We start from the raw sequence: 12,657 nt of genomic DNA, 5'->3' as shown, positions 1-12,657 counted from the left end.
GCAATTTATTGCGCGATAAATCGCGCCGCTACGGGATTGTGCAGCCATTTCGCGCTTACAGCGAAACCGGGAAGATAGCGCCGAGCACCATGGCACCGAGAATTGCGCCGCCGGTAATCGGCTTGTTCCACAGGTAAAACAGCAGCGCACCGACCAGCGAACCGAGGCCGATCGGAATTGACGCCGCCATGGCAGACAGAATAATCAGTGGACCAAGGAAACGACCGGAGGCATTCCCGGCCCCCATCATTACGTCCGCGCCGTAGGTGGAATCGCTCTGGTTGATGGTGAATTTACGCGCGAGGATAATCACGTAGCCAATCGCCACGCCAATCACCAGCCCGGTAGCCAGCGAGGCGGCAAAGTTCGCCACCGGAAACACGATACCGGCTCCCAGCAGCAGCGCCGGCACACCGAGGCCGACGCCGGTCTGAATCGCGCCGCCGATATCCAGAATCCCTACCAGCGAGCCTTCAATGATGCGCGCAAACAGGAAGCTGGCACCAAACGCCGCCACCGCGCCGTACACGCCGGTTTCCATGCCGGAGCGCAGCATCGAAACAAATGCCACTTCGTTAAAAGCACCGATGCCGTACAGGTAGTACATGTGCGTCCCGGCGAATACGCCGGAGGAGAGCAGGCCGACAAACAGCGGGAAAGACCAGTCGGCGTACCAGAACCCTTTGTTTTCGTTCTCGTTCATGCTGAAGGCTCCTTATTTGCCGCTCAGGCTGTTGTGGATCATGTCCAGCCAGCCAGGGATGCCGAGCTGGAAGGATTGCAGCAGTTTCACATCGAAGCCACGGAAGAAGCCGCTCAGCACAAACAGCAGGACAATCGCAGCCATCATCACTTTGGTGACTTTGTTCCAGCCGCTCTCTTCCACGCCTTTACCGATCAGAATGCCCAGCACCAGACCCGGCACGGCGTTACCCATGATCAACTGCGCCAGACCACCAAAAATGGTTGCCCAGAAGCCCGATTTCTTACCGGCATCTATCGCCGCCAGCCAGAAGATCACCGGCATCACCGTGTTCACCAGCAGATTCGCCGCCGGCACCAGCACTTTTACCGCGGTCACCTGCAGCGCAGCCGGTACGGCAGAAGCGGTACTGTTCAGGAAGGCCACCACGATCATGCCGATGATGCCGCAGGCAATCGCCATGCGCTTCGGGTTATGCAGCGTTTCCGCGACGTTGCGGTTCTTTACCATCAGTGCGGCCGCGCCCCAGTTCGGCAGAATGCGGTGATCCACATCCTGCGTGAAGGAGCCCGCGGCAACGGAGGATGCCCAGGCGTTAAAGAAGAAGCCGAGACCAAAGGAGAAGTGCGAAGCCGGATCGCCCTCGCAGGAGTTGAGCTCGCCCAGCGTACGGAAGGCACCCATCCCCTGCGTGACGGGCGCGTGGAACATGCGCGCCGCGCCCGCTCCAACGCCCACGCCGACTAATCCACCGATGATCAACGACTTAAACAAAATGATTAAAAACATATTGTTACCCTTGTTGTCGTTATTCTTACGTTGCTGTGAAGGTCACGCTCTCGGTGTCGATCACAGTGACGCTGACAGTAATTTCCAGCTCCACGCTGTAATTCCGCCGTTCACGCGCGAGGAAGAAGAACAGAAATTTCTCCTTCCGCACGCTCTCCTGCGCGCGCAGCACCCGCACATCGAGCGGTTCAATGCGCAACAGAATTTTCTGGCTGGTGCGCAGCACCTGCTGCTGCACCTTGCTGAGCGCATCGGCGAAGGCTTTTGCTTTGCTGTCGCCTTTGCCCTGCACCGTGACCTGCGTCTCATACTGTTGTTTCATGCTTAGCTGCCGTGTTTTTTATTCCAGGCCTGCACCAGACGCTCACCCAGCTCTTCTTTATCCATGAAGCCAAAACCGAGCACGGTGGCACCTTCGTTGATGGCGGTTACCCCTTCGTCAACCGAACGCATGCCGTGTTTGGCTTTGTAGCCGTACTTGTTCTGCGCGGTGATGGCACCGGCACCGCCGCTGCCGCAGAAGGAGATGCCGAAATCAGCGTTTTCCGCCTTCATCACATCGCCCAGTTTCATATCCGCCGCCACGCCCGGCACCACTACTGCCCGGCCGCCGGCTTTTTCCACGCCAGCTGCCACTTTCTGTCCTTTACCCAGACGATCGCCAATCACTACCGTTACCATATTCCGTTCCTCTCTCAATTCATGCTTCGTTCGATTTCGCCACTTCGATATGCACCGACAGCAGCCAGGCTTCTTCGACAGGCAAATTGCCAAACAGATCCACCACCTGCTGCGCCAGCGCCATGGTCTCAGGCGAGATGTCCTCAAACAGTTCGGCTTCGACGTCCGGCAGCGCCTCTCCGGTGAGAGAGCGAGCCGCCATGGCGCGGACATGTGAGGCCAGCATTTGCTGTTGCACCGCATTGGCTGCAATGTGGTGCGCGGCATACAGCGCCGCGATTTGATTCATCACCTTATCCGCCAGCGCCTGGATTGCCTCCGGCGTGCTCGGTTTCAGCGGGACAGCATCACTCCTCACCTTGTTACTCCTGTTTACAGCGGACAATGTCAGATAATTCGCGTTGAGAAGAAATTACGCTGTCTGCCTGGGAGTGTGGAGACGCAACATTTCCACCTCAAAGTGGAAATCCCACGGGCGACTGTGCGCCAGATCGCACGATGCACGAACTATGCGAGTTCGCTCACGAAATGCATGAAATGAGGTAAAAAGCGGGATAAAAACGGTGGAATGACGCGAGGCCGCGGCAGGAATAAGGCCAGCCTGCAGGCTGGCCCGGTTTATCAGCGGAATTTCTTATGGTTGGCGTTACGGATGTCTTCCAGTTTCTTCGCTTCGGTTTTCGCCTCGTCCAGCTTGTTAGCCTGCGCCAGCTGGTCGACAACGTCGATCTGGGCAATCAGTGAGTCCAGACCGGCGTGGTAATCCTTGATCTGTGCGCTGTCAGCGCCCTGACCTTCCAGTTTTTCCGGCGTGGATTTTTTTGCATCCTGCGCAGCGGCACGCATCTTGCCCAGTGCAGCGTGCATTTCCTGCGCGTCAGAGGTTTTCTTCACGACACTCAGCCCGTCTTTCAGGGTATCCATATCCTGCTCCAGGTCAGCCGCGAACAGGCTGGCTGAAGAGAACAGCAACGACAAAGACAACATAGCAATCACATGCTTACGCATAACGTTTTCCTTTAATTATTATCAGGCGAAAAAAAAGCAGCCGCTGTGGGCTGCTTTCATCAAGCGATGTCTTTATTGTCCGGCGATTTTCATCTCCGGCAGCAGCACCGATCCGCATTGTATATTGCTGCGCGTTTCAATGTCGTTACCGACCGTTACCATATTGAGCCACATATCTTTGAGGTTGCCCGCAATTGTGATCTCGCTCACAGGGTATTGAATTTCACCGTTTTCAACCCAGAAGCCAGCCGCACCGCGTGAGTAGTCGCCGGTCATGGCGCTGACGCTGGAACCCATCATCTCGGTAACGATCAAACCGCGCCCCATCTGCTTCACCAGATCGTCAAAGCTGTGGCCCTGACCGGCGATGCGCCAGTTATGAATGCCGCCCGCGTGGCCGGTGCTTTGCAGGCCAAGCTTACGCGCCGAATAGCTGGTCAGCAGCCAGTTCTGCAGCACGCCATCTTTCACGATTTCGCGCGCTTCGGTGCGTACGCCTTCGCTGTCGAACGGCGTCGAGGCCAGCCCTTTCAGCAGGTGCGGCTTCTCTTCAATCGTCAGCCACGACGGCAGAATCTGCTGGCCCAGCGCGTCGAGCAGGAAGGTGGATTTGCGGTAAACGCTGCTGCCGCTGATCATGCCCACCAGATGGCCGAACAGGCCAGTGGCCACTTCCGGCGCAAACAGCACCGGCGCTTTCATGGTCGGCAGCTTACGTGGCGAAAGACGTGACAGCACGCGGCGCGCGCACTCCGCGCCCACCCAGTCGGCGCTTTGCAGATCGCCCATCGCGCGGCCGATGGTGTAGGCGTAGTCGCGCTCCATGTCACCGTTGTGCTCGGCAATGACGCAGCTCGACAGCGAATGCCGGCTCGAGCAGTAGCTCTGCAGCATGCCGTGGCTGTTACCAAAGACTTTGATGCCGACGTGGCTGTTAAAGCTGCCACCTTCAGTATTGGTGATGCGCTTATCAGCCTGCAGCGCGGCCTGCTCGGCCTGCGCGGCCAGCTCAATGGCGCGATCGGCGTCGATCTCCCACGGGTGATAGAGATCGAGATCCGGCGCCTCGAACGCCAGCAGATCGCGCTCGGCCGGCGCAGCACAGGGATCGGGCGAGGTGTAGCGCGCGATATCGATCGCCGCCTGCACGGTGCGTTTAATCGCGTCCGGGCTGAGATCGGTCGAGGAAGCACTGCCTTTGCGGTTTTGGTGATAGACGGTGATGCCAAGCGCGCCATCGCTGTTGAATTCGACGTTTTCCACTTCGCCGTAGCGGGTACTGACACCGATTCCGGTGGTTTTGGTGACCGCCACTTCTGCTCCGTCGGTGCTGGCTTGCGCCAGTTCCAGCGCCTGCGCGACAGCCTGTTCCAACACTTTACGTTGTTCTGCAACCTGAGTAGATACGTTCATCGACCTGCCGTCTAATCTTAAGTATGAATTTATTGAGTCTATCAGACTCAGAGAACAATTTCGCAGTCGCCCGATAAACTGGTAGGATTAGCCTCTTTTTTTAGGGAGCCAACAGATGACGAAGCAGCCCGAAGACTGGCTCGACGATGTGCCGGATAATCAGGAAGAAGAAGACGAAGAGATTATCTGGGTCAGTAAAAGTGAAATTAAACGCGACGCCGAGGAGCTGAAACGCCTGGGCGCCGAGTTAGTGGATTTAGGGAAAAACTCCCTGGATAAGATCCCGCTTGATGAACAGCTGCGTGACGCCATTGAACTGGCGCAGCGCATTAAGAAGGAAGGCCGCCGCCGCCAGCTGCAGCTGATTGGTAAAATGCTGCGTCAGCGCGACGAAGAGCCAATCCGCCTGGCGCTGGATAAGCTGAAGAACCGCCACAACCAGCAGGTTGCGCTGTTCCATAAGCTGGAGCAGCTGCGCGATCGGCTGATTGAACAGGGTGATGACGCGGTGGCGGAAGTGCTGAATCTCTATCCGCACGCCGACCGTCAGCAGCTGCGCAGTATGATCCGCAACGCGCAGAAAGAGAAAGCCGCCAGTAAGCCGCCAAAAGCCGCCCGTCAGATTTTCCAGTACCTGCGCGAGCTGGCTGAAGCGTAAGTCCGCTGCGGACGGTTGCCCTGCCCTCACCCTAACCCTCTCCCGCAAGCGGGAGAGGGAATCTAAAGCGCAGTGCTGAGGTAGCTGAAGCAGAGTGCTGAGGTAGCTGAGGACGAGCGCTGGATGTGACGTCCGCACCGGGCGGCCCCTTCTCCCGCTTGCGGGAGAAGGCTGGGATGAGGGTAGCCCCCTTATCTGCCAGAGGCCGGCCTGAACCGGCCACGCATTACTTACCTAACCGCTCCAGCAGTTTCTGATGAATCCCGCCAAAGCCGCCGTTGCTCATCACCAGAATCGAATCACCCGGCTGCGCCGCTTTAGCCACCATCTCCACCAGCGTATCAATGTCCGCGCTCCAGTGCGCCGGCTGAATGCAGGCGTCCGCAACGTCCGCGACCTGCCACGGAATGTGGTGCGGCTGGAACAGGAATACCTCATCGGCACGCCCTAACGAAGGGGCCAGTTCGTTCTTGCTCACGCCCATCTTCATGGTATTAGAGCGCGGCTCAAGCACCGCCAGAATGCGTGCGGTGCCGCCGACTTTACTGCGCAGCGCCGCCAGCGTAGCGAGAATCGCCGTTGGGTGATGGGCAAAATCGTCATACACCTTAATCGCGTTCACTTCGCCGCGTAGCTCGAGGCGACGACGCGCGTTAATGAAGCTGTTCAGCGCCTCGCCGGCATCGCACGGCTTCACGCCAACGTGACGTGCGGCGGCAATCGCCATCAGGCCGTTGTGCATGTTGTGTTCGCCGACCAGCGCCCAGTTCACTTCCGCCACTTTCTCACCGTCGAGCCACGCTTCCCAGCGCGAGGCATCCGGCACCAGCTTCTTCGCCTGCCAGCGACCATTGTCGCCCACGCTCTCCTGCTCGCTCCAGCAGCCCATCGCCATCACCTGCTTAATGTTGTGATCGTGTTCCGGCAGCAGGATCTTGCCCTGACCCGGCACGATGCGCACCAGATGGTGGAACTGCTTCTGGATCGCCCGCAGATCGTCGAAGATGTCGGCATGATCGAACTCAAGGTTGTTGAGGATCAGGGTGCGCGGGCAGTAATGTACAAACTTGGAACGCTTGTCGAAAAACGCGCAGTCGTACTCATCCGCCTCAATGACGAAGAATGGACTTTTTCCTAATTTTGCCGATACGTCGAAGTTACCCGGCACCCCACCAATAATAAAGCCTGGTTCCAGGCCGCAGGCCTCGAGAATCCACGCTGCCATGCCGGCTGTGGTGGTTTTGCCATGGGTACCGGCCACCGCCAGCACCCAGCGATCGCGCAGCACGAAATCGTGCAGCCATTGCGGTCCGGAGAGGTAAGGAATGTTGCGTTCCAGCACCGCTTCCACGCACGGGTTGCCGCGCGTCATGGCGTTGCCGATGATCACCAGGTCCGGTGCCGGATCCAGCTGCGAGGCGTCGTAACCTTCAGTTAATTCAATGCCTTGCTGTTGCAGCAGCGTGCTCATCGGCGGATAGACATTGGCATCTGAACCGGTCACTTCGTGTCCGAGCGAGCGGGCCAGCATCGCCAGTCCGCCCATAAAAGTGCCACAAATCCCAAGGATGTGAATGCGCATAAAAAGATCCATTACTCAAAAGTTCGGCGCACAGTGTAACGCCGAGTCCGGAGGGAAGAAACGGATTAGGACTATGGTTTTTGAAGTTCAATCGGCTAAACTGCGTACGCATACGTTGGTAGCTTGTTACAGCTGCTGCCACTCCATCGTAGATTCAGGGAATGTGTTATGAAAACGTTAGGCGAATTCATCGTCGAGAAGCAACACGACTTTCCTCACGCCACAGGTGAACTGACGGCGCTGATTTCCTCCATCAAGCTGGGCGCAAAAATCATCCACCGCGACATCAACAAAGCGGGTCTGGTGGATATTCTTGGTGCCAGCGGCGTAGAGAACGTGCAGGGTGAGCAGCAGATGAAGCTGGATCTGTTCGCTAACGAAAAGCTGAAAGCGGCACTGAAGGCGCGCGGTGTGGTCGCGGGGATTGCTTCCGAAGAAGAAGATGAGTTTGTCATCTTTGAAGGTTCGGAGAACGGTAAGTACGTAGTATTAATGGACCCGCTGGATGGTTCTTCGAACATCGACGTTAACGTTTCCGTCGGCACCATTTTCTCGATTTATCATCGTATTAGTGAGCCAGGCACACCAATCACTGAAGCCGATTTCATGCAGCCGGGCCACAAGCAGGTTGCCGCAGGTTACGTGGTGTACGGTTCCTCAACTATGATGGTATACACCACCGGCGTGGGCGTTCATGCCTTTACATACGATCCGTCGCTCGGTGTATTCTGCCTGAGCCACGAACGCATGACCTTCCCGGAAAAAGGCTACACCTACTCGATCAACGAAGGGAATTACATCCGCTTCCCGCAGGGCGTGAAAAAGTACCTGAAGTTCTGCCAGGAAGAAGATGTTTCAACGAAGCGCCCTTACACCTCGCGCTACATCGGTTCACTGGTGGCGGATTTCCACCGCAACCTGCTGAAGGGCGGCATTTATCTCTATCCCAGCACCGCCAGCCACCCGAAAGGCAAGCTGCGCCTGCTGTATGAGTGCAACCCGATGGCCTTCCTCGCCGAACAGGCGGGCGGTAAAGCCAGCGACGGTAAAAACCGTATCCTCGATATTCAGCCGGAAACGCTGCACCAGCGCTGCCCGTTCTTCTGCGGTAATGATGCGATGGTCGACGACGTTGAACGCTTTATGCGTGAGTTCCCGGACGAACATCAGGCGTAAGTAAGCGGGCATTTAAAATGCCTGCGTGTGATGTTTGCCAGTAAATGATTTTCGGTCGCCATTAATGGCGACCCTACAGGTCTATGGCACGGTTTATGTTGGGTGCGCATTTATGCGCACCGGCATACAGAGATTAATTGCAATTAAATCGGCACTACGCCGTTGCCCAGGCTTACTTATTTTTTATTTCTGATTCTTGCCTGACGATTAATTAATTCACCATTCTCCGCATAATAACGACTCGGCCAGATCTCAGCCGGCGAAATACCAATTGCTTCGGCAATAATTAATTCCCCTTTCGGCCACGGACGCGCCAGCGCGTTGGCTAACGTGGTGGAACATAATCCGGCCTGTCGGGATAACGCCGCCATTGAGGTTCCCTTTTTACGCAGCGCCGCAATGATATCGGCCGGATGCCAGTCTGACTTCGCATTATTCACGCAACTCTCCTTAGTTCGCTTATCCATTCCCGTAACGATACTACGTTACTCGTAGTATCTGACAAGCGCTAAATCTACGATTCTCGTAGTCATGAAACCGACCTCCTCGCTGCAAGACACTTTTTGTCGACGCCTGAAACAAGCGCGTCTGGCGAAAGGTTTGTCGCAGAAAGGATTGGGTATTGCCGCAGGGATTGAAGAGTTTTCTGCCAGCGCGCGTATTAATCGCTATGAACTGGGCGTGCATAAACCGGATTTATTAACGCTGCAATTACTGGCGCAGGTACTGGAAGTGCCGGCAGCCTATTTTCTGGCGGAAGATGATCGGCTGGCCGCCATGATTCTGGCATTTCCCGCCGGTCTGAACAGCGGTGCACCATAAGACGCACCGCGTAAATTACCGCGTTATCTTCTCCCGCGTCGCCATCCATCAGGGCGAACGCAGGCAACGTTACCGGTCATCCCTGACCCCACCCTGATTATGCTGTCGCCACGCGGAACTGTGCCATAGATGCCTGCAACTGCTGCGACTGCGCTTCCAGCGACTGCGTAGCGGCGCTGGCCTGTTCCACCAGCGCGGCGTTTTGCTGTGCGGCTTCATCCATCTGCGTCACCGCCTGGTTAACCTGTTCAATGCCGCGGCTCTGCTCTTCCGAGGCGATGGAGATCTCCTTCATCAGCGCGGTGACCCGCATCACTTCACTGGAGATCTCATCCATGGTTTCGCCGGCGCGCGTGGCCATGTCACTGCCCTCTTTGACCCGCGTCTGTGATTCGCTGATCAACTCACGAATCTCTTTGGCGGCGCTGGCGCTGCGCCCGGCCAGGGTGCGCACTTCGTTGGCAACCACGGCAAAACCGCGCCCCTGCTCACCGGCACGCGCCGCTTCCACCGAGGCGTTGAGCGCCAGGATGTTGGTCTGGAACGCGATGCCGTCGATCACGCTGAGAATATCGGCGATCCGATCGGAGCTGTGGGTGATCTCACGCATCTTCTCCATCACGTAGCACACCACTTCCGCGCCGCGGTCGGCGGTATCGGACACGCTACTGGCCAGCTGATTGGCCTGCTGCGCGTTGCTGGCGTTAAGCCGGACGGTGGCCGTGAGCTGCTCCATGCTGGCGGCAGTCTGCTCCAGCGAGGCCGCCGACTCTTCCGTGCGCTGCGACAGATGCACCGTGCCCGCGGACAGCTCGCGGCTGCCGACGTCAATCTGCAGGCTGGCTTCACGCACCTGGCTGACCGAGTTGCGCAGCGCCAGCTGCATTCCCGTCAGCGCCTGGTTCAGACGGCCAATTTCGTTATTGGCCGCTGCCGGCAGCGGCTGCGACAGATCGCCGGCTGCAATTTGCTCCAGATGCTGGATCGCCCCGTCCAGCGGACGCAGCAGCGCGCGACGCAGCAGCAGCCAGGCCAGCGCAATCAGCAACAGGGTCAGCGCGACGGCGACGCCAATCATGATCTTCATCTGCAGTTCATTGTGCGCCGCTGCCGCCAGACGTGCGGCAGAGACTTCGTCGGCATACAGGCTGAAGTCGTTCACTGCCTTCGAATAGTTAGCCGCCAGCTGCGACAGGTTGCCTTCCAGCACCTGGTAATACTCATCGGTATACTGCTTTTGCAGCGCATCCATCATGGGTGCCATGGCACCTTTTTGATACGCGTTGAACGCGGCCGCGACCGCATCGGCGAGGCTTTTGCCCTGCGCGGTGACGGTACCGGCATCAATAAACGCGGTCAGATGGCGTTGCGAGCTGGCGACATCTGCCTGCGCTTGTTTAGTAACTGTGGCGCCCTCATCCAGCAGGCCGATTTCGATTTTGCGCACCGCCAGCGCGGCGCTGGCGCGGGCACGCATCAGATCGGCGTTGCTCTGATACAGGCTGTTGAGTTCAATGCCCTGAATACGGTTGATGGCGTCAAGTGACTGGTTGCCGGAATTGATGGCGTAGATGCCCATACCGCTCACTGCCAGCAGCAGCAGCGTCATAAAGGCCAGAAGAGAGAGTAAAGCCGTGCGTATAGATAGCTGTGTGATCATGATAATTCCCGTGCGCTTTAAAAAAGGGAGAATCCAGTAGCCCTAAAACGGAGAGATTATCGGCAGTGACCGGCGGAAACTTTATCCTTCATTGATGGTCAACCTGATTACGATCATCTACGCTTCAGATTTCCTGAAGTTCGTAGCGCTAAAAGCAAGGAATGTAACGATGAAAAAATGGCTTCCGCTTGCCTGTCTGTTCGCGTCCAGCGTGGCAATGGCACAGCAAAACCCTATCGATCAGCAGCTCAATCAATGCCTGAATAAAGAGTCCAGCACCGCCGGCATGTCGCAGTGCTACAGCACGGCCAATAAGGCGTGGGACAAAGAGATGAATGCGCAATATAGCCAGCTGATGAAGAAATTAACCGGTGAGCCCAAAGACAAACTGCGTAATGCGCAGCGCGCCTGGCTGGCCTACCGTGATAGCTGGACCGATGCCAGCCGCAGCTATTTCCTCAGCAGTCAGGGCTCCATGGCGGCGCTGTCAGTGGGCGCGCAGGGCGTCAGTCTGGTGCGCAACCAGGCACTGATGCTGCAATCAATCAACAAAGGCAGTTGCGCCAATCCCGATGATTGTTGATAAATGGGGGCGTTAAACACGCTTAGCGCTGGCCACGGTCAGCGGCCCATTATTCACGGAGAAACCATGGCTGCCTACGCCTCGACCCTCATACTTATCTGCCTCGCCATCCTGAGCTACTTCGTCCACAACAGCGCCGTCACCATTTCGATTCTCATCCTGCTGGTGATTAAGCTCACGCCGCTGGCACAGTTCTTTCCCTACGTCGAAAAGCAGGGCATCCAGATTGGTATCATCATTCTCACCGTGGCCGTCATGGCACCGCTGGCAAGCGGCACGCTGCCGGCCTCGTCGCTGCTGAAATCCTTTGCTAACTGGCAGTCGATTGTGGCGATTATCGTTGGCGTGTTTGTTGCCTGGCTCGGCGGTCGCGGCGTCAGTTTAATGAGCGTGCAGCCGTCGGTGATTGGTGGGTTGCTGATTGGCACGGTGATTGGTGTGGCGTTCTTTCGCGGTGTGCCGGTCGGGCCGCTAATCGCGGCAGGGATTGTGTCGCTGTTTGTCACCACGAAGTAGCCTGCTGGACCATTCCGAAACGCCAAAAAGGGGGCATACTTTCAGAGTCAGTTGGCTATAATAGCCGTCACTCAACTTACGACTAATGAAGGAAAGCCAGATGAGTTTGAACCAGGTGCCTGCAGGTAAAGATCTGCCAGAAGATATCTATGTCGTCATCGAGATCCCGGCCAACGCCGATCCGATCAAATATGAAGTGGACAAAGAGTCTGGCGCCCTGTTTGTAGACCGTTTCATGTCTACCGCCATGTTCTATCCGTGCAACTACGGTTACATCAACCACACGCTGTCTCTGGATGGTGACCCGGTTGACGTACTGGTGCCAACCCCGTATCCGCTGCAGCCAGGTTCAGTGATCCGCTGCCGTCCGGTAGGCGTGCTGAAGATGACCGACGAATCAGGTGAAGATGCCAAACTGGTTGCGGTTCCGCACACCAAGCTGAGCAAAGAGTACGATCACATTAAAGATGTGAACGACCTGCCAGAACTGCTGAAAGCGCAGATCACCCACTTCTTCGAGCACTACAAAGATCTGGAAAAAGGCAAATGGGTGAAGGTTGACGGCTGGGACAACGCGGAAGCGGCTAAAGCTGAAATCATCTCCTCTTTCGAGCGCGCACAGAAGAAATAAGTTTTCTGTCAGCGCTGCCGCATCGCTATGTATGGCGATCGGCAGATAAAAAAACACCGCCCACTGGGCGGTGTTTTTATTTACGCTTCTGCGGCGTCATCGCGCCGTAACCAGTCGCCACTCGCGATGCGGGTGCGACCGGCAATCGAACGCTGATACACGTACAGCCAGGCGCTGCCGTAGGGCGTCTGGATCAGCTGGCGCTTATACTCGCCGTTCTTGCTGCGCAAGGCATCCAGCTCGCCGAGGGTGCTGGCGTCGATGCGATACACTTCGCAGTACACCGTGCCGTCCCCCTCAACCACGCCCGGATAGTGACCGAGATTGTAGAGCGCAAACCCTTCAATCTGATGGTCGCCGAGCCATTGCGCATTGGTCATCCAATGACTATTTCCCTGTTTGCGCCGTAAACTGCCGTAGACAATTATTCGCATT

Annotated in this window: 17 protein-coding genes; 6 read left to right on the top strand and 11 right to left on the bottom strand. The window is 56.9% G+C overall.

The window, feature by feature from the left end:
- Positions 1–55: 55 nt before the first annotated feature.
- The 7 genes from C1N60_RS02240 to pmbA form a co-directional block, all read right to left on the bottom strand.
- Positions 56–703: a DUF4310 family protein gene (locus C1N60_RS02240; RefSeq protein WP_021509724.1), complete on the bottom strand. Its 648-nt coding sequence runs from the start codon at positions 701–703 to the stop codon at positions 56–58.
- Between the two features lie 12 nt (positions 704–715).
- The gene (locus tag C1N60_RS02235; protein ID WP_021509725.1) at positions 716–1,492 is read right to left on the bottom strand and encodes a DUF4311 domain-containing protein; all 777 of its coding nucleotides are present in this window, start codon (positions 1,490–1,492) and stop codon (positions 716–718) included.
- 25 nt (positions 1,493–1,517) lie between these two features.
- On the bottom strand, positions 1,518–1,814 hold the full coding sequence (locus C1N60_RS02230) for a DUF4312 family protein (RefSeq protein ID WP_021509726.1): 297 nt from the start codon (positions 1,812–1,814) through the stop codon (positions 1,518–1,520).
- Positions 1,815–1,816: 2 nt separating this feature from the next.
- Positions 1,817–2,173 carry an SFCGS family glycine-rich protein gene (locus C1N60_RS02225; protein ID WP_021509727.1) on the bottom strand — a complete coding sequence of 119 codons (357 nt, stop codon included), beginning with the start codon at positions 2,171–2,173 and terminating at the stop codon, positions 1,817–1,819.
- A gap of 19 nt (positions 2,174–2,192) precedes the next feature.
- Entirely contained in the window at positions 2,193–2,531 is a 339-nt protein-coding gene (locus C1N60_RS02220) for a glycine dehydrogenase (RefSeq protein WP_010617110.1), read from the bottom strand.
- A gap of 263 nt (positions 2,532–2,794) precedes the next feature.
- Entirely contained in the window at positions 2,795–3,181 is a 387-nt protein-coding gene (gene cybC / locus C1N60_RS02215; protein WP_021509728.1) for a cytochrome b562, read from the bottom strand.
- A 72-nt stretch (positions 3,182–3,253) separates the two neighbouring features.
- On the bottom strand, positions 3,254–4,594 hold the full coding sequence (pmbA, locus tag C1N60_RS02210; RefSeq protein ID WP_058771332.1) for a metalloprotease PmbA: 1,341 nt from the start codon (positions 4,592–4,594) through the stop codon (positions 3,254–3,256).
- A 115-nt stretch (positions 4,595–4,709) separates the two neighbouring features.
- Here pmbA and yjgA point away from each other — a divergent pair, with 115 nt between their 5' ends.
- Positions 4,710–5,252: a ribosome biogenesis factor YjgA gene (gene yjgA, locus C1N60_RS02205; protein ID WP_058759857.1), complete on the top strand. Its 543-nt coding sequence runs from the start codon at positions 4,710–4,712 to the stop codon at positions 5,250–5,252.
- Between the two features lie 226 nt (positions 5,253–5,478).
- Here yjgA and mpl read toward each other — a convergent pair whose 3' ends face one another.
- A complete protein-coding gene (mpl, locus tag C1N60_RS02200; protein ID WP_058771333.1) occupies positions 5,479–6,834 on the bottom strand; it encodes a UDP-N-acetylmuramate:L-alanyl-gamma-D-glutamyl-meso-diaminopimelate ligase in 1,356 nt (451 codons plus the stop codon).
- 168 nt (positions 6,835–7,002) lie between these two features.
- On the opposite strand from mpl, the gene fbp reads away from it, so the two are divergent.
- Positions 7,003–8,010 carry a class 1 fructose-bisphosphatase gene (fbp, locus tag C1N60_RS02195; protein ID WP_021509731.1) on the top strand — a complete coding sequence of 336 codons (1,008 nt, stop codon included), beginning with the start codon at positions 7,003–7,005 and terminating at the stop codon, positions 8,008–8,010.
- A 176-nt stretch (positions 8,011–8,186) separates the two neighbouring features.
- On the opposite strand, the gene C1N60_RS02190 is transcribed toward fbp, so the two are convergent.
- Positions 8,187–8,450: a helix-turn-helix domain-containing protein gene (locus C1N60_RS02190; protein ID WP_021509732.1), complete on the bottom strand. Its 264-nt coding sequence runs from the start codon at positions 8,448–8,450 to the stop codon at positions 8,187–8,189.
- Positions 8,451–8,541: 91 nt separating this feature from the next.
- Between C1N60_RS02190 and C1N60_RS02185 the strand changes: the two genes are divergently transcribed.
- Complete coding sequence (locus C1N60_RS02185) at positions 8,542–8,832, top strand: helix-turn-helix domain-containing protein (RefSeq protein ID WP_021509733.1); 291 nt, start codon at positions 8,542–8,544, stop codon at positions 8,830–8,832.
- A 97-nt stretch (positions 8,833–8,929) separates the two neighbouring features.
- Here C1N60_RS02185 and C1N60_RS02180 read toward each other — a convergent pair whose 3' ends face one another.
- Positions 8,930–10,489, bottom strand: a complete 1,560-nt coding sequence (locus C1N60_RS02180; RefSeq protein WP_058759892.1) for a methyl-accepting chemotaxis protein — start codon at positions 10,487–10,489, stop codon at positions 8,930–8,932.
- A gap of 172 nt (positions 10,490–10,661) precedes the next feature.
- Between C1N60_RS02180 and C1N60_RS02175 the strand changes: the two genes are divergently transcribed.
- The 3 genes from C1N60_RS02175 (at position 10,662) to ppa (ending at position 12,222) form a co-directional block, all read left to right on the top strand.
- Positions 10,662–11,075 carry a lysozyme inhibitor LprI family protein gene (locus tag C1N60_RS02175; RefSeq protein ID WP_021509735.1) on the top strand — a complete coding sequence of 138 codons (414 nt, stop codon included), beginning with the start codon at positions 10,662–10,664 and terminating at the stop codon, positions 11,073–11,075.
- A gap of 66 nt (positions 11,076–11,141) precedes the next feature.
- Positions 11,142–11,591, top strand: coding sequence for a DUF441 domain-containing protein (locus C1N60_RS02170; RefSeq protein WP_021509736.1), 450 nt, complete (start codon positions 11,142–11,144; stop codon positions 11,589–11,591).
- A gap of 100 nt (positions 11,592–11,691) precedes the next feature.
- Positions 11,692–12,222 carry an inorganic diphosphatase gene (gene ppa, locus C1N60_RS02165; protein ID WP_021509737.1) on the top strand — a complete coding sequence of 177 codons (531 nt, stop codon included), beginning with the start codon at positions 11,692–11,694 and terminating at the stop codon, positions 12,220–12,222.
- 80 nt (positions 12,223–12,302) lie between these two features.
- On the opposite strand, the gene C1N60_RS02160 is transcribed toward ppa, so the two are convergent.
- A complete protein-coding gene (locus C1N60_RS02160) occupies positions 12,303–12,656 on the bottom strand; it encodes a gamma-glutamylcyclotransferase family protein (protein WP_031280151.1) in 354 nt (117 codons plus the stop codon).
- Position 12,657 lies beyond the last annotated feature (1 nt).

Source organism: Pantoea sp. SGAir0184 (genome assembly GCF_043544755.1).
This window is presented reverse-complemented; position numbering and strand designations above follow the sequence as displayed.